This window comes from Microbacterium rhizosphaerae, from assembly GCF_034120055.1.
GTDB lineage: Bacteria > Actinomycetota > Actinomycetes > Actinomycetales > Microbacteriaceae > Microbacterium > Microbacterium rhizosphaerae.
Genome location: NZ_CP139368.1, coordinates 3,227,071 through 3,243,545 on the forward strand (window position 1 = coordinate 3,227,071; position 16,475 = coordinate 3,243,545).

15 protein-coding genes are annotated in these 16,475 nt (G+C 68.7%); 5 read left to right on the forward strand and 10 right to left on the reverse strand.

The genetic code is table 11. The features are described from left to right. Nucleotides 1-3: 3 nt before the first annotated feature. Both SM116_RS14740 and SM116_RS14745 read right to left on the reverse strand, forming a co-directional pair. Nucleotides 4-603: a GNAT family N-acetyltransferase gene (locus tag SM116_RS14740; protein WP_320941721.1), complete on the reverse strand. Its 600-nt coding sequence runs from the start codon at nucleotides 601-603 to the stop codon at nucleotides 4-6. Continuing rightward, a complete protein-coding gene (locus SM116_RS14745) occupies nucleotides 604-2,631 on the reverse strand; it encodes a helicase HerA-like domain-containing protein (RefSeq protein WP_320941722.1) in 2,028 nt (675 codons plus the stop codon). A gap of 50 nt (nucleotides 2,632-2,681) precedes the next feature. On the opposite strand from SM116_RS14745, the gene SM116_RS14750 reads away from it, so the two are divergent. Beyond that, a complete protein-coding gene (locus tag SM116_RS14750) occupies nucleotides 2,682-3,164 on the forward strand; it encodes a nitroreductase family deazaflavin-dependent oxidoreductase (protein ID WP_320941723.1) in 483 nt (160 codons plus the stop codon). A gap of 3 nt (nucleotides 3,165-3,167) precedes the next feature. Here the strand turns inward: SM116_RS14750 and SM116_RS14755 are convergent, their stop codons facing one another. The 5 genes from SM116_RS14755 to SM116_RS14775 form a co-directional block, all read right to left on the reverse strand. Continuing rightward, a complete protein-coding gene (locus SM116_RS14755) occupies nucleotides 3,168-4,559 on the reverse strand; it encodes a multidrug effflux MFS transporter (RefSeq protein WP_425563188.1) in 1,392 nt (463 codons plus the stop codon). Nucleotides 4,560-4,637: 78 nt separating this feature from the next. Further along, on the reverse strand, nucleotides 4,638-7,031 hold the full coding sequence (locus SM116_RS14760; RefSeq protein WP_320941724.1) for an HAD-IC family P-type ATPase: 2,394 nt from the start codon (nucleotides 7,029-7,031) through the stop codon (nucleotides 4,638-4,640). A gap of 16 nt (nucleotides 7,032-7,047) precedes the next feature. Further along, the gene (locus SM116_RS14765) at nucleotides 7,048-8,022 is read right to left on the reverse strand and encodes a carbohydrate ABC transporter permease (protein WP_320941725.1); all 975 of its coding nucleotides are present in this window, start codon (nucleotides 8,020-8,022) and stop codon (nucleotides 7,048-7,050) included. Then, nucleotides 8,019-9,152 carry a carbohydrate ABC transporter permease gene (locus tag SM116_RS14770; protein WP_320941726.1) on the reverse strand — a complete coding sequence of 378 codons (1,134 nt, stop codon included), beginning with the start codon at nucleotides 9,150-9,152 and terminating at the stop codon, nucleotides 8,019-8,021. The genes SM116_RS14765 and SM116_RS14770 overlap by 4 nt, the downstream gene beginning before the upstream one ends. Nucleotides 9,153-9,210: 58 nt before the next feature. Further along, nucleotides 9,211-10,515, reverse strand: a complete 1,305-nt coding sequence (locus tag SM116_RS14775) for an ABC transporter substrate-binding protein (RefSeq protein WP_320941727.1) — start codon at nucleotides 10,513-10,515, stop codon at nucleotides 9,211-9,213. A gap of 221 nt (nucleotides 10,516-10,736) precedes the next feature. Between SM116_RS14775 and SM116_RS14780 the strand changes: the two genes are divergently transcribed. Then, entirely contained in the window at nucleotides 10,737-11,753 is a 1,017-nt protein-coding gene (locus tag SM116_RS14780) for a LacI family DNA-binding transcriptional regulator (protein ID WP_320941728.1), read from the forward strand. A gap of 44 nt (nucleotides 11,754-11,797) precedes the next feature. On the opposite strand, the gene rplL is transcribed toward SM116_RS14780, so the two are convergent. The 3 genes from rplL to SM116_RS14795 all read right to left on the reverse strand — a co-directional run bounded on the left by rplL (nucleotide 11,798) and on the right by SM116_RS14795 (nucleotide 13,309). Then, nucleotides 11,798-12,181, reverse strand: a complete 384-nt coding sequence (gene rplL, locus SM116_RS14785; protein ID WP_320941729.1) for a 50S ribosomal protein L7/L12 — start codon at nucleotides 12,179-12,181, stop codon at nucleotides 11,798-11,800. A 49-nt stretch (nucleotides 12,182-12,230) separates the two neighbouring features. Beyond that, nucleotides 12,231-12,719, reverse strand: coding sequence for a 50S ribosomal protein L10 (rplJ, locus tag SM116_RS14790; RefSeq protein WP_320941730.1), 489 nt, complete (start codon nucleotides 12,717-12,719; stop codon nucleotides 12,231-12,233). Between the two features lie 266 nt (nucleotides 12,720-12,985). Further along, nucleotides 12,986-13,309 carry a 4a-hydroxytetrahydrobiopterin dehydratase gene (locus tag SM116_RS14795; RefSeq protein WP_320941731.1) on the reverse strand — a complete coding sequence of 108 codons (324 nt, stop codon included), beginning with the start codon at nucleotides 13,307-13,309 and terminating at the stop codon, nucleotides 12,986-12,988. A 125-nt stretch (nucleotides 13,310-13,434) separates the two neighbouring features. Between SM116_RS14795 and SM116_RS14800 the strand changes: the two genes are divergently transcribed. The 3 genes from SM116_RS14800 to SM116_RS14810 all read left to right on the forward strand — a co-directional run bounded on the left by SM116_RS14800 (nucleotide 13,435) and on the right by SM116_RS14810 (nucleotide 16,471). Further along, complete coding sequence (locus tag SM116_RS14800; RefSeq protein WP_320941732.1) at nucleotides 13,435-14,091, forward strand: YqaJ viral recombinase family protein; 657 nt, start codon at nucleotides 13,435-13,437, stop codon at nucleotides 14,089-14,091. 180 nt (nucleotides 14,092-14,271) lie between these two features. Beyond that, nucleotides 14,272-15,960, forward strand: coding sequence for an MDR family MFS transporter (locus SM116_RS14805; protein ID WP_320941733.1), 1,689 nt, complete (start codon nucleotides 14,272-14,274; stop codon nucleotides 15,958-15,960). A gap of 10 nt (nucleotides 15,961-15,970) precedes the next feature. After that, on the forward strand, nucleotides 15,971-16,471 hold the full coding sequence (locus SM116_RS14810) for a MarR family winged helix-turn-helix transcriptional regulator (protein WP_320941734.1): 501 nt from the start codon (nucleotides 15,971-15,973) through the stop codon (nucleotides 16,469-16,471). Nucleotides 16,472-16,475 lie beyond the last annotated feature (4 nt).

Sequence of the window (16,475 nt, forward strand, 5' to 3'; positions counted from 1 at the left end):
GAGTCAGAGCCGCCGGACGAACACCAGGACGCCGGGCTCCGACGGCACGAGCGTGAAGCCGACACGGGGATAGAACGCCGCTGCCCCGGTGTTGCGCGCCGAGGCGACGAGGTGGACGCCGGGGACGCCGGCATCCCGGAACCGGTCCATGAGCGTCTCGATGAGGGCGCGGCCGAAGCCCTGCCCCTGCGTCTCGGGCATCAGGTCGATGTGCAGGTGGGCCGGGTAGTCGCTCGCGGCGCTCTCGGAGGGACCGGAAGCGCGGCGGTAGGCGCCGTCGAGGATGTGGTCCTCCTCCGACTCCCGTCCCGTCTGCGGAGGGAACTGCTCCCGATACCGCGGCCACCATTCGTCGCGGAACCATGCATCGAAGGCCCGCGTGTCGGGAGCGCCCACGACATAGCCGATGACCCGACCGTCGTCGGACTCGACGACCCACGCGTAGTCCGGGTGACGCGCGACGTAGGGCAACACGAAGATCGCGCCCAGGAGGTCATCGCTCGAGTAGAGGCCCGTCGCATCGCCGCCGGCATCCCCCGTCCGTACGCAGATGTCGGAGAGCGCGGGCTCGTCGCCGGGCCGGAAGGGACGGATGCGCGCCACTCAGCGCCGCCCGGTGCCGAAGAGGCCGCGGATGACACCGGTGATGATCGTCTGCGTCGACTTCGAGTTGAGGATCTGCTCCATCGGCGACTTCTGCGTGCTGCGGGCTGTCCGCGTCGTGCGGCCGGTGCCGCCGGTCTGGCGCAGGATGCGGTCGTACTCGGCCTGACGCGCCTTCTCCTCGGCCGCGGCTTTCTTCATCGCGTCCTTCTCGGCCGCGGCCTGGGCCTTCGCCGCCGCCGCATCGGCCTTCGCCTTCTCGGCCGCGGCCTGCTCGGCGGCCGCCGCCTGCGTGGCGGCCTCTAGGCGGGCAGCGAGGATCTCGCGGGCGGACTCGGGGTCCACGGCGGTGCCGTACTTCGGCATGAGCGGGGATGCCGCCACCGCGGCGTCGATCTGGGCGTCGGGTGTCGGCGACATCAGCCCTTGCGGCGCGCGAAGGCGGGTCCAGGCGACCGGGGTGGGGGCGCCCTTCTCGCCCATGACGGTCACGATGGCCTCGCCGGTGCCGAGCTCCTGCAGGACCCGCTCGAGGTCGTAACCGCTCTTCGGGTACGTGCCGACCGTGGCGCGCAGCGCCTTCGCGTCGTCGGGGGTGAAGGCGCGGAGGGCGTGCTGCACGCGCGAGCCGAGCTGGCCGAGGATGTCGGAGGGGACGTCCTTGGGCGTCTGCGTCACGAAGAAGACACCGACGCCCTTGGAGCGGATGAGCCGGACCGTCTGGGTGATGGCGGCGACGAAGTCCTTCGAGGCGTCCCGGAACAGCAGGTGCGCCTCGTCGAAGAAGAAGACCAGCTTCGGCTTGTCGGCATCGCCGACCTCGGGAAGCACCTCGAAGAGCTCGGCGAGCAGGTACATCAGGAACGTGGAGAACAGCGCCGGCTTGTCCGCCACCCCCGGCACCTCGAGGAGGCTGATGATGCCCCGGCCGTCCGGTGCGATGCGGAGGATGTCCTTCACGTCGAACTCGGGCTCTCCGAAGAACACATCCGCACCGCCGTCGGCGAAGGAGATGAGCTCGCGCAGGATGACGCCGGCCGTCGCCGCCGAGAGGCCGCCGAGGTCCTTGAGCTCGCCCTTGCCCTCATCGCTCGTGAGATACGTGAGCACCGCGCGGAGGTCGGAAAGGTCGACCAGAGCGAGCCCGTGCTGGTCGGCGAAGTGGAACACGAGACCCAGGCTCGACTCCTGTGTGGCGTTGAGGCCGAGGACCTTGCTCAGCAGGAGCGGTCCGAAGCCGGTGACCGTCGCGCGCACGGGCACGCCCTTGCCGACGCCGCCGAGGGCGTAGTACTCGGTGACGGATGCCTCCGGCTGCCAGTCCTGCCCGATGGCCGACGTCCGGGCGAGCAGCTTCTCGTTCGGCTCCCCCGCCGTCGCGACGCCGGAGAGGTCGCCCTTGATGTCGGCGGCGAACACCGGGACGCCCTTCGACGCCAGCTGCTCGGCGAGCCCCTGGAGGGTGCGGGTCTTGCCGGTGCCTGTGGCGCCGGCGACGAGACCGTGGCGGTTCAGCATCGCGATCGGGATGCGGATCTGCGCAGACGGCACCGGCGCGGCGTTGACGAGGGCGCCGAGGTCGAGGGTCGTCCCCTCGAAGGCGTAGCCGGCCGCCACGGCGGCGACCTGGGACGGATCCAGCGGGCCGGCTCCCCCGGTCCCCGAGCCTGTCCCTCCGGTCCCCGAGCCCGTCCCCCCGGTGCCCGAGCCTGTCCCTCCGGTCCCCGAGCCCGTCGAGGGGTCGCCCGATGAAGCGCTGGTCTGCCGCGCCTCGACAGGCTCGGCGACCGGTGCAGGCTCGGCGACCGGTGACGGTGACGGGTCGGCGACCGGGGCGGGTGAGGGATCCGGGGCCGGCGCGGGCGCGGCAGGGGCCGCGGATTCAGCGCGGGCCTTGGCGGCCTCGGCCTCGGCGGCCGCGAGCGCGGCCTTCGCCTGCGCGGCCTTCAGCTGCGCCTCGGCGGCTTCGGCCTCGGCGCGGAGGCGGGCGAGCTCGGCTTCTGCGGCGGTGACATCGGCGTCCGTCATGGACGTCAGCCTACTGACGGAGGACCGCCAGACACGGGCAGAATGCAGCTATGGCCGGTCTCGTCTCCGTCGTCCGCTCGATCGTCGCTCCGCTGACCCGGACGCGACTGTTCCGGGTGGCGGCACCCGTCCTGCTGCCGCCGATCGAGCGACTGCTCGCGGCCCTCACGGGTGGTCGCGTCCAGCTGAGCGCCCTGCTCGTCCCCTCACTGGTGCTCCACACGATCGGCGCACGCACGGGCGAGGTGCGCGACGTGCCCCTCATGTACACACCCGACGGCCGCGGCCGGGCGATCGTGGCGGGAACGAACTTCGCCGGGACGAAGCATCCCGCCTGGACGGCGAACCTGCTCGCACACCCCGATGCCACGATCACCGTGCGCGGGCGTGAGCTCCCGGTGCGCGCCTCGCTCATCCCCGATGCCGAGCGTGATGCGACGTGGGCGCGCATCGAGGCGCAGTGGCCGGGATACCGCGGCTACGAGCGCGATTCCGGCCGAACCGTGCGGCTCTTCCGGCTCCAGCCGGTCTGATCGTCAGGGCGTCAGCATCGGCACGGAGCGCGGGCGCACCAGCAGCCAGAGCGACGCCACGCCGATCAGGGCGCAGCCCACCATGACACTGGCCATGGTGGTCGCGGTGATGCCCGAGTCCTTCGCCAGCCAGCCGACGAGCGGCGACACGAGCCCGGCGATCCCGAAGTTCGCGGCGCCGATGAGGGATGCAGCGGTCCCCGCGGCCTTGCCGTGCCGGTCGAGCGCGAGCACCTGGACGCACGGGAAGGTGAACCCGCACGCGGTCATGAAGACGAAGAGCGGGATGATCGTGCCCCACAGTCCGAGGTGCAGCTGATCCGTCACGATGATGGATGCCGAGGCCAGCACGAGCACGGACGTCGACCATGCCATCACCCACTGCGGTCCGAAGCGTGCCGCGAGGCGCGACGCGAACTGCACGCCGACGACGACACCGAGCGAGTTGGCCGCGAAGAGCAGGCCGAACTGCTGCGGCGTGAAGTCGTAGCCCTGCTGGAAGAGGAACGACGAGCTCGAGAGGTACGAGAACAGGCCGCTGAAGGTCATGGCGCCGATGATCAGTACGCCGATGAACACGCGGTCGCTCAGCACGCCCCCGTATCGCTGCCAGACCGTGGTCGCACCGCGTTCGTGGCGCCGGGCTTTCGGCAGCGTCTCGGGAAGGATGAACAGCGAGCACGCGAGCATGACCGCGCCGTACACGGCGAGCACGACGAAGATGCCGCGCCACGGCATGACGAGCAGCAGCGTCGATCCGACGAGCGGTGCGAGCACCGGCGCCACGCCGGAGACGAGCGCCAGGCGGCTCAGCATGACGACGAGTCGGCGTCCGCCGAAGAGGTCGCGCACCATGGCCATCGCCACGACACCGCCGGCCGCGGCGCCGATCCCCTGGAACACGCGTGCCGTGCCCAGCAGCAACAGCGTCGGCGCCAGTGCGGCCGCGAGGCTCGCCAGGATGTGCAAGGCCGTCACCGAGAGCAGGGGGATGCGCCGCCCCACCTTGTCGCTCAGCGGCCCGACGATCAGCTGCCCGAGCCCGAAGCCGATCATGGTGCCGGTGAGGGTCAGCTGCACCATCGCGGCGGTCGTGTGGAAGTCGCTCTCGACGATCGGGAACGCCGGCAGGTACAGGTCGACCGTGAACGGACCCAGGGCGGTGAGGGCGCCGAGCAGGATGACGTAGACGACGCGTCGGGCATGCGGGATCGCGTCGCCAGGGTGGAGCATGATCGGCGCGGTGGCCGGGTTGCTGCCCAGGGTGCGGATGGCGCCGGTGGAGTCGGAGACCCGGATCGAGCCCGTGGAGGTGCGCTCGGGTGCGGGAGGAGGAGTCCGCGGGGTGGTCTCTGCGGAGGTGGGGACGACGGGGATGGTCGTGGTGTCGCGCACGGATGGTCAATCTGCCGAAAGGCGTCGAATCGATTCGATCAAACCGCCAGGATACCCGAATACGAGCGGTGCCGAAAGCTACGCTTCGGTGCGTCGCAGCCACATGAGCTGGATCGCGCGCGCGATGCCGATCAGCACGATGCCGACGGCCGAGATCCACCACATGAGCGACAGCGCGTCGCCTGTCGGGGGCGTCATCTGGAAGAAGTCGGCGACGAACGGGATGGCCAGTGCCAGGCCCAACCCGATCACCATCGCCCCGACGATCGCGCCTTTGATCCAGGTGAAGGGCAGGGCGATGAGCACCAGCAGCCACAGCCCGAGGAAGGCGATGATCAGCGTGGAGCCCGTGCGCACCATCTCGAGCGGCACGTTCCACTCCTCGCCCGCGATCCGCGAGTAGGCGGTGATCGCCAGGCCGATGATGACACCGGCCGGGATGGCGAAACTCAGCGACCGCCTGAGGAACCCGGGCACGTACCGCTGCGCGTTCGGCAGCAGCGCCAGGAAGAACGCGGGGATGCCGATCGTGAGCCCATCGGTCAGGGAGAGCTGCCGTGGGAGGAACGGGATCGGCAGCAGCAGGACCCCGAACAGCAGCGCGATGGCGGTCGCGTACGTGGTCTTGGTGAGAAAGAGCATCGAGACGCGCTCGATGTTCGCCGTCACCCGCCGTCCCTCGGCGACGACCCCCGGGAGATGGGAGAACTTGCCGTCCAGCAGCACCAGCCGGGCCACGGCCTTGGTGGCGGCAGAGCCGGACTCCATCGCGATACCGATGTCGGCGTTCTTGATCGCGAGCGCGTCGTTCACACCGTCGCCCGTCATCGCGACGACATGCCCGCGGCTCTGCAGAGCCGCCACCATCGCCTTCTTCTGGTCGGGCGCCACGCGACCGAAGACGCTGTGCGTCTCGAGCACCTCCGCGAGCGCGTCGACGTCGCCAGGCAGGGTCTGGGCGTCGATGCCGGCATCCACCTCGAGTCCGAGCCGCCGCGCGATGGTCGCGACCGTGTCCGGACTGTCGCCCGAGATCACCTTCACCGTGACACCCTGCTCGGCGAAATAGGCGAGGGTCTGCGCCGCATCCGGACGCACCTGCTCGACGAGCGTCACGAGCGCGACCGGAGCGACCGGTGGCAGCCGCTCCCCCTCGACGTCGGCCTCGTCGAGCGGAGTCTCGCCGTACGCCAGGACCAGCGTGCGCTTGCCTTGCGACGAGAGCTCGCGCACGGCGTCGGCGAGTGAGCCGGCGCCGCTCACGGTGATCCGCGCCGCGGCCGGGAAGACGAGGCCCGGGGCGCCCAGCACCCACGTGCCCGGAAGCTCGGCGAGCGAGACCGCGCTCCACTTCCGTGCGGACGAGAAGGGGATGCTGTGCTCCTCCGTCAGCTCCCGGGTCACCGGATGCCCCACGCCGATGCTGCGGGCGGTGGCGTTCGCATCGGGCGCCGCGCCGAACCAGGCCAAGGCGTCGCGCCAGCCGGGGACCTCGTCGAGCGGGTGGTCGGCATCGAAGGTGATCTCGCCGAAGGTCAGAGTGCCGGTCTTGTCGAGGCAGATGACATCCACGCGGGCGAGGCCCTCGACAGCCGGCAGCTCCTGCACGAGCACCTGCTGGCTCGCCAGGCGCGCGGCGCCGACCGCGAAGGCGATGCTCGTCATGAGCACGAGCCCCAGGGGGATCATGGCGATGATGATCGCGATCGAGGAGACCGCGGCATCCCGCCATCCGCCCGTCTCGATCGCGACCCGCCACCCGCCCTCGACCTGCACCTGCGAGTTCGTGACGAGAAGGGCCACCGGGCCGATCGCCCAGCCGACCCATGTGAGGACGCGATCGATGCCGCGCTTGAGCTCCGACCGCATCATCGAGAACGATCGCGCCTCTTGGGCGAAGGAGTTGGCGTAGGAATCGGCGCCGACCCGCGTCGCCTGTGCCGTGCCCGCTCCCCCGACGACGATCGATCCGGACAGCAGCTCGTCGCCGGTCCGCTTGTCGACAGGGTCCGATTCCCCGGTGAGCAGGGACTCGTCGACCTGCAGCCCGCGCTCGCTGCGGACCACGGCATCCGCCGCGACCTGGTCGCCCGCCCGCAGCACGAGGAGGTCGTCGATCACGACCTCGCCCTGTGCGATCTCCGCGTCGGCGCCGTCCCGACGCACCAGGGTGCGCGGCGCGTGGAGCAGCGCGAGCCGGTCGAGGGCGATCTTGGCGCGGATCTCCTGGTAGCACCCGATCAGCGTGTTGAAGATCGCCGCGAAGCCGAACAGTGCGTCCTGCCAGTGGCCGAGCAGCATCAGGACGGCGAAGCACGCGATCACGATGCCGTTGAACAGCGTGAAGACGTTGGCGCGGACGATGTTCCACCACGTGCGGCTCGTCGACGCCTCGAAGGCGTTCGTCGCTCCCGCGGCGGTCCGCTCCGCGACCTCGGCCGAACTGAGTCCGTCGAGGGTCACGGCATCCATGCGTCACACGATAGTGCTAGCCCTTCGTCGATCCCGCGAGCAGACCGCGCACGAAGTAGCGCTGCAGCGAGAAGAAGACGATGAGCGGAACAAGGATCGCGACGAACGCGCCGGCCGTCAGGAGGGCCCAGTCGTTGCCGCGGGATCCGGTGATCTCGGCGAGCAGCTTCGTGATCGGCGCGACCTCTCCATCCGCGAAGATGAGGGCGACCAGCAGGTCGTTCCACACCCACAGGAACTGGAAGATCGCGAACGAGGCGATGGCGGGCATCGTCAGCGGCAGCACGATCCGGAAGAAGACCTGCCCGCGGGATGCGCCGTCCACACGCGCGGCCTCGATGATCTCGGACGGGATCTCGGCCATGAAGTTGTGCAGCAGGTAGATCGCGAGCGGCAAGGCGAACATCGAATGGGCGATCCACACCTGGGCATAGCCGCCCGCGATGCCGAGCGGTCCCGTGACCTGCAGTCCGAAGAGGTTGAGGCCGCGCGAGAACGAGCTCAGCAGCGGCACCAGCGCCATCTGGATGGGCACGATCTGCAGGGCGAACACGAAGACGAACAGGATGTTGCGTCCCTTGAAGTCCGTCCACGCGAAGGCGTAGGCCGCGAGCGCTGCGATCGTGAGCGGCACGATCGTCGCCGGCACGGTGATGGCGATCGAGTTGACGAAGGCATCCGCCATCGTCAGCTGGGTGTTGCCGGCATCCAGGACTTTGATGTAGTTCTCGAGCGTCAGCTGCGGGTTCTGGAAGAACGTCCACCAGCCGGTCGTCTGGATGAGCACCTGCGGCCGGAAGGACGACACGAACAGGCCGAACGTCGGGATGGTCCAGACGATCGCGATGACGATCGCCGCCGCCGACGCCCACGGCTTGGAGAGCGTCTTGCGCGTGCGTCGCGCCGTGCCCTGCATGCGGCGCTCGCCGCGCACCAGCTCCTTCTGCGTCTCTTCGTCGAGAGGCAGATCGATCGGCATGACCTCGCTCATCGGATCTCCCTCTGCTTCGCGATCTGGCGCGCGTTGTAGATGACGATCGGCAGGATCAGGAGGAACAGGATCACCGCGAACGCGGCGCTGCGCCCAGCCTCGAAGTTCGTGAACTGGGTGTACATCTCGTTCGCGAGCGTCGAGGTCTCGAAGTTGCCGCCCGTCATCGTGCGGACGATGTCGAAGACCTTCAGGGCGGCGATCGAGATGGTCGTGAGGACGACGATGATCGCGGGCCGGATGGCGGGGACCGTCACCGATCGGAAGCGCTGCCACGCATTGGCCCCGTCCAGCTGGGCGGCCTCGAGAAGCTCGGTAGGCACGCCCTTGATGGATGCGGAGAGCACGACCATCGCGAAGCCGGTCTGCACCCAGATGAGCACGACGATGAGGAAGCCCGTGTTCCAGGGCGAATTCAGGAGGAACTGCTGCGGCGGCAGGCCGAGCGAGACGAGGATCTGATTCAGCACGCCGATCTGCGAGAACTGCTCGCCACGGTAGGCGTACACGAACTTGAAGATGATGCTCGCGCCGACGAACGAGATCGCCATCGGCATGAAGACCAGGACCTTGTAGACCTTCTCACCACGGGTGCGGTCGATGAAGACGGCGTACGCCAGTCCGACTGCGGTCGAGACGACGGGGACGACGAGGACCCACACGATCGTGTTCACGACGACGCGGAGGCCGTCGGGCTGGGTGAACACCCAGACGAAGTTGTCGAGACCGATGAACCTGTTGCCCGCCGAGTTCATGAACGAGGCGATGAACGTCTTGACCGAGGGGAGGATGAGGCCGACCAGCAGCAGCAGCGCCGCCGGCGTGAGGAATGCGATGAGCTGGATGAGGTAGCCCCTGCCGGCTCTCGACCGGATGTCGAGCAGGAACAGCCCGGCGCCGAGCACCGCCGCAACGACGACCGCCCACGGAAGGGAGTTGAAGGCGACGGCGACGATCACCGGGATGAGCACGCACATGCCGAGACGGATCCAGGTGTAGAGCGTGCCCGAGCGAGGCGCGATGTCGATGAGGAAGAGGATCAGTCCCACGACGACGAGGAAGGCCACGACCACCGCGATCGCCTGAAGGATGGGATGCAGCGTCCCGATCCACGTGAACAGAGCAGTCATCTCGCCCCTTCGAGAGTGAGGACGGGCCGCCCCGTCACCGGGGCGGCCCGTCGCCGATTCAGTTGGAGGGCCAGCCGGCCTGGATCTGCTGGACCACCTGGTCGACGGGGGTGCCGTTCACCCACGCGACAATGCCCTTCCAGAACGTGCCCGCGCCCACGGCGCCCGGCATGAGGTCGGAGCCGTCGAAGCGGAGCGTCGTCTTGTCGTCCTGGAGGATCTTGATCGACTCCTTCAGGATCGGGCTCGATGCGTTCTCCGGGTTCAGGCCCTTGTTCGCCGAGATGACGCCGCCGAGCTTGACGCGGGAGTTCGCCCACTCGGGGCTGGACAGGTACGTCAGGAACTTCTGCACCGCCGGCTTGTCGCTGAAGCCGCCGACGATCTCACCGCCACCGGTGATCGCCTGGCCGCCGGCCTCCTTCGGAGGCGTCATGAACGCCCAGATCGCCTTGTCGGGCCCGACCTGACCGCCCGCCTGGCTCAGGAAGCCGTCGAAGAACGACGCCTGGTGCGTGAGCGCGCAAGTGCCCTTCACGACCGGGTTCGCCACATCGCCGAACGCGGTGGAGTTGATCGACTTCACGTCACCGATGCCCGCGTTGACGTTCTTCGGGTCGAGCAGGATCTTGCCGACCGCGTCGAAGGCCTCTGTGATGCGCGAGTCGGTGAATTTGATCTTGCCCTTCACCCAGTCGTCGTACACCTGCGTGCCGTCGTACCGGATGATGTAGTCCTCGATCCAGTCGGTGCCCGGCCAGCCGGTCGCGGCGTCCGATCCGAATCCGGCGCACCAGGCGGGCTTGCCGGTCTTCGCCTCGATGGTCGAGGTGAGCGTCATCATCTCGTCCCAGGTCTTCGGAACCTGGACGCCCCACTCCTGGAACTTGGCCGGCGAGTACCAGACCCACCCCTTGACGTTCGCCATGAGGGGCGCGCCATAGAAGGTGCCGTCGACGGTGCCGTAGTTCTGCCAGTCCTTCGACCAGTACTTCTCGGCGTTGGACTTGACCGAGGCCGGCGCCTCCTTCAGGTAGCCGCGCGTCGCGAAGTCGGCGAACAGGCCGGGCTGCGGGAAGATCGCGACGTCCGGGGGGTTGCCTCCCTGCGCACGGATGCCGATCTGCTTCTCGAACTCCTGGTTGCCCTCGTACTTGACCTTGATGTCGTTCTTCTCGGCCCAGTCGGCCCACGACTTCTGCAACAGCTTCGCCTCGTCGCCGACGACCGTGCCGTACACGGTGACCGTGTTGTCACCGGAGCTGCCTGCGCCGGTGGTGCCGGAGCATCCGGCGAGCACGATGCCCGCCGCAGCGGCGAGGGCCAGCGGAGCCAGGATGCGGCGGCGCTGCGGATTCCCCATGTGATTCCTCCTCTTCGAGTGTCCGGTTCCGTGGATTCATCTCATGAACTCAGGAACCGATTCCACGTAAAGCTATTCGACAAACGTCGGATATACAACGCAGACGGATCACAAGTCCATAACCGGCGGCCGAGAGCGCTCCCAGCTCCTCGGCATTCTTTCTGGAACCGGTTCCCTTTTCGGTACACCGGGGCATAGCATTCATGCGGGAGGCGGCATTCGTGAACGGGATCGCTGAGGTCGCCCGCGTCGCGGGCGTGTCGAAGTCGACCGCGAGCCGTGCCCTGTCGGGCGCCGGCTACGTATCGGAGGAGACGCGACGGAGAGTCGCATCCGCCGCATCCGAGGTGGGCTACGTGCCGTCCGCGCCCGCCGTGAGCCTCGCGAGCGGACGCACCAGGACCGTGGGCGTCGTCCTGCCCGGGGTGACCCGCTGGTTCTTCGCGCAGGTGCTCGAAGGCATCCAGGAGTCGCTCCTGTCCGCCGGGCTCGACCTCGTCCTCTACGACGCGCGCAGCGGCACCCCCGGCCGCCGCCGCATCTTCGACGACTTCCTCGCGCGTCGCCGTTTCGACGGACTGATCGCGGTCGGCGTGGAGCCGCACGACGCGGAGCTCGAGCGCATCGAGGCCGTCCGATGCCCCGTCGTGAGCGTCGCGAGCGCAGGCTTCCCGGACGACATCGCGATCGACGACATCGACGTCTCGCGCCGCGCGACCGAGCACCTGCTGGGGCTGGGGCATCGGCGCATCCTGTTCCTGGGCGGTGGGACGGGTCGGAGGACCAGTGTGGAGAGCCGCCGATTCGAGGGCTACCGTGTCGCGATGGATGCCGCAGGCCTCGGCGAGCGCGCCACGCACGTGCACTGCGACGTGACGGTCCCCGGCGGCTACGCGGCCGCGGCCGACATCCTCGGCGACCTGCGCGCCCGGCCGACGGGCATCGTGGCCGTGGCGGATGAGGTCGCGATCGGCGCGATCATCGCGGCGCAGCGGCTCGGGATCGAGATCCCCCACGGCCTCAGCGTGATCGGCGTCGACGACCACGAGTACGCCGGCATGTTCCTGCTGACGACACTGGCTCAGGATGCGCGGGCTCAGGGCTCCGCGGCCGTCGACCTGCTGCTGCGCCGCATGGCAGCGGAACCCGGCGGGTTGGTCGCCCCTGCCTCGCAGCCGCAGGTGCGACTCGTGGTGCGCAACTCGACGTCCGCTCCGTTCGAGACGCCCCAGGCATGACGAGAGCCCCGGATGCGTGGCACCCGGGGCTCTCGAACGCGTCGTTACTTGAGGGTGACGGTCGCGCCGGCCTCTTCGAGAGCGGCCTTGGCCTTCTCGGCGGCCTCCTTGGTCGCGCCCTCGAGGACGGCCTTGGGGGCACCGTCGACGACGGCCTTGGCCTCGCCGAGGCCCAGCGAGGTGAGCTCGCGGACCGTCTTGATGACCTGGATCTTCTTGTCGCCGGCAGCCTCGAGGATGACGTCGAACGAGTCCTTCTCCTCCTCGGCCTCGGCCTCGGCACCCGCGCCACCGGCGCCGGCGACGGCGACGGGAGCAGCAGCGGTGACGTCGAACTTCTCCTCGAACGCCTTCACGAACTCGCTGAGCTCGACAAGGGTCAGACCAGCGAACTGGTCGAGCAGCTCCTCAGTGGTGAGCTTCGCCATGGTGTATCTCCTAGATAGATGGGGGTTTGTGGAAGAGATCGCCGGTCGCTCACGCGGCCTCGGCGGCCTCCAGCTTTTCGCGAAGCGCGTCGATGGTGGCGGCAGCCTTGCCCATCGTCGCCTTCATCATGCCCGCCGCCTTCGCAAGCAGAACCTCACGGCTCTCGAGCGAGGCGTACTTGTTGACCTCGTCGGCGCTGAGGGTGTTGCCCTCGAACACACCGCCCTTGATCACGAGAAGCGGGTTGGCCTTGGCGAAGTCACGCAGAGCCTTCGCGGTGGCGACGAAGTCGCCGTGCACGAACGCGATGGCCGACGGACCCTTCAGGTCGTCGTCCAGCGACGTGATCCCCACATTGTTCGCGGCGATCTTGGTCAGCGTGTTCTTCACCACGGCGTATTCCGCGTCCTGACGGATGCTGTTGCGCAGCTGCTTGAGCTGGGCGACCGTCAGACCGCGGTACTCGGTCAGCAGTACGGCGTTCGAGTTCTCGAAGTTCTTCGTGAGCTCGGCGACCGATGCATCCTTCTGCGCCATGGTCACTCCTTGTGTGTACGTCACGCGCCGCAGTGGCGGCTCGTGAGCCTCGGTGCCGGCCAGCCCCGGAAAACAGAAGAGCTCCGGCGCAAGCGCACGGAGCTCGGAATCCTCGCGGATCTCGTTCGTGTCACCTGCGCGGGCCCCTGCTGTGCAGAGCTTCGATCGTCTTGCGCTTTCGCGCGCCACGATGACCGGCGGTCTTCGGCTTCGATCAAGTGTACGGGATGCGCCGTGCCCGCCCAAATCGGGAGCACGGCACGCGCTCATCCCATGTCGTGCGCGTCGTCGGGGATCGCGTGGAGCCTCATGTCCTTCGCCGCCAGCGAGATGCGGGCGGCGAGCGCAGCATCCGCGTCCGTCAGTCCCTTCGCGGAGTGGGTGAAGAGCCGCACCCGCAGCGTCCCGTACCGGACATCGACGTCGGGATGATGATCGGCCGCGTCGGCGAGCACCGCGATCTGGGAGAAGAGTCGCGCCCCGGTCGCGAAGTCGCCGGTGTCGAAGGTGACGAAGGCGCCCGATTCGGTCGGGTTCCACTGCTCGACGCCGTCGCGGTCGCGGAACTGCTGAGGGGTGATGGTGTCCATGCCTCCGACGATGCCACCGAGCGCGCGGATCGCAAGCCCCCCTGGACAGGGCCGCCTCGCGTGTGAATGCTTCGGGTGCCGCGTCGCAGCCGGTGCGCGTCCGGCCTCCGGCGTACGCTCGAAGCGTGACCCCGGAACTGGCCGCTCGCATCGTCGCGGACTCGCGCGACCGGGTGGCCTGGGTGCGGGCGCGCTCGCGAGGCATCACGGCGACGGATGTCGCGACCCTCACCAGCACTCGCGCCATCTCGCGCGCGGCGGACGCGAAGCTCCACGGCTCCGGGTTCTCCGGCAACGCCTTCACCGACCACGGCAGACGACGCGAACCCGAGATCGCGGGATGGGTCGCGGCGACGCACGGCATCCAGCCGTCCACCGCACTGTTCCACGCGGTCGTCGAGAAACGACACCTCGCCACGCCGGACGGCATCGCGCTGGACGTCAACGGGCACGTGATCCTCGCCGAGATCAAGACCACGAACAAGGCCTGGCGGTCGATCCCCCGGTCGTACCTTCGGCAGGTGTGGTGGCAGCAGCACGTCCTCGGCGCGGAGCGCACTCTCGTCGCGTGGGAGCAGCACACCGAATTCGTGCCCGTCGACGACGAGCCGCGCTGCGCGTGGGTGGATCGCGACGAAGCCGAGATCGCCAAGCTCGTCGGCCTCGCGACCGCGCTGATCGACGAGCTGTACCTGCGCACGCAGCACGGGCGCCGCAACGACGGAATGCCGCGCGTGGATGCATCCCGCGACATGTACCGATCGCTCGCTCTGACCGACTGAGCCCGCCTCGATCCCCCGTCGGCGAGCTCGGCTGCGGTGACCGGGGAATAGTTGACGTTCGTCAACGGTTGTGGATATGGTTGACCAAGCTCAACTGTTGACAGAAATCAACCATGCGGGGCGTCTCCCGCATTCGCGAAGGAAATGATGTCCTCCTCATCCGCTCTCGAAGCGCCCAAGATGTCGCACCGTCAGGTGCTCGAGGCGCTATCCGGCCTCCTGCTCGGCATGTTCGTGTCGATGCTCGCGTCGACCGTCGTGTCGTCGTCGCTGCCGGTCATCGTGCACGACCTCGACGGCAACCAGGCCGCCTTCACCTGGGTCGTCACGGCAACGCTGCTCACGACGGCCATCTCGACGCCCATCTGGGGCAAACTGGCCGACCTCTTCAACCGCAAGCTGCTGTTCCAGTTCGCGATCGTGATCTTCGTCCTGGCGACCGCGACCGCGGGCTTCGCGCAGAATCCCGAGATGCTCATCGCGTCCCGCGCCTTGCAGGGCGTCGGCGCCGGCGGCCTCGCCGCCCTCAGCCAGGTGCTGATGGCCGACATCATCAGCCCCCGCGAGCGCGGTCGCTACATGGGCCTGTTCGGCGCGGTCATGGCGCTCGCCACCATCGGCGGCCCGCTTCTCGGCGGTGTGATCACCGACGCGTGGGGGTGGCGCTGGAACTTCTTCGTGGCCCTGCCGGTCGCGATCGTCGCCCTGATCATCGTCCAGAGGACCCTGCACATCCCCGTCCGCGCGAAGCGCGCGGTGTCGATCGACTACCTCGGCATCGTCCTGCTGTCGGCGGCCGTATCGCTCCTTCTCATCTGGGTCACCAACGCCGGCACGGCGACCAAGGGCGAATGGTCGGACCTCGCGAACAACTCCTGGTGGAGCCTCACGACCGTCCTCATGATCGGCGGTGCGGTGCTCGCCGGCATCCTGTTCATCGTGGTCGAGCTGCGCTCGAAGGAGCCGCTCATCCCGCTGACCCTGTTCCGCGACCGCACGTTCACGCTGGCCGTCATCGCGTCGATCGCGACCGGCATCGCGATGTTCGGCGCATCCGTCTTCCTCAGCCAGTACATGCAGCTGGCCCGGGGCGCCACGCCCACGCAGGCCGGCCTCATGACCATCCCGATGATCGCGGGCCTGCTCGTGGCATCCGTGGGCATCGGCGGCCTCGTCACGAAGTTCGGGCGGTGGAAGCCGTACCTCATCGCCGGCGCCGTCCTCCTGATCGCCGGGTCGTACCTGCTGTCGACCATCCACTACAACACGAACTTCGCCCTGGTCTCGGTCTACATGTTCATCCTCGGCGCGGGCGTCGGCATGACGATGCAGAACCTCGTCCTGGTCGTGCAGAACTCGTCGAAGCCGAACGAGATCGGCGTCGCGAGCTCGGGCGTGACGTTCTTCCGGAGCCTGGGCGGCACGATCGGCGTCTCGCTGATGGGCGCGGCTCTCGCCTCGCGCGTGACCGAGCTGCTCGGCGACGCGAAGGACGACCTCGTCACGGCGATCATGAGCCTCGGGGCGGATGCCCCGCACTGGGCCGCCGTGCTGAAGTCGTCGTCGCTGCCCAAGGTGTCGGCGATGCCGCACGCGCTCCAGGTGATCTTCGAGGACATCTACGCACAGGGCATCTCGCACTCGTTCCTCATCGCGGTGCCGTTCGCTGTGGTGAGCCTCATCGCGATCGTCTTCCTGCCCAACAAGCCGCTCACCCGCATGACCACCAGCGAGCGCCTGCACGCCGGCGAGGCCGATCTGGCGACCGTGTCGGTCGACGAGGGCATGGCCGTGCTCACCGCCACCGGCTCGCTCGCCACGGTGGGCGCACAGGATGCTCGCACCTCGGGCATCGATTCGGCGAAGTAGCCTCATTCCCATGGTCACGACCCACACTCCGGAGGCCCGCACGCCCGCGGCGCGGGCCTCTGCGGGCGATGAGCACGCCCTCGCCGTCCAGGCTCTCGAGGCGGAGTTCGGCGAGCTGATCGCACGCTTCCGGCGCCTCATCACCGAGGCCGCGCACCGCGTGAGTCCCGGCATGCTTCCCGGTGCCTACAAGGTGTTCACGACCATCGTCCGCCGCGAGCACACCACGATGTCGGCGCTCGCCGAGATGCTCATCATGGACAAGGGGCAGCTCAGCCGCACGGTCCGCGAGCTCGAGCAGCTCGGGCTCGTCACCCGGGTCCCCGATCCCAAGGACGGGCGCTCCAGCATCCTCTCGCCGACCGCCGAGGGGCTCGCTCGCCTCGAGGCCGCCCGGGTCCCGCAGGAGGACGGACTCGGACACGCCCTGGCGGGGTGGGACGTCGACGACATCCGCGAGCTCACGCGTCTCCTGCACGCGCTGCTGAGCGAGGAGCCGCCCGCGCGCTGATCGG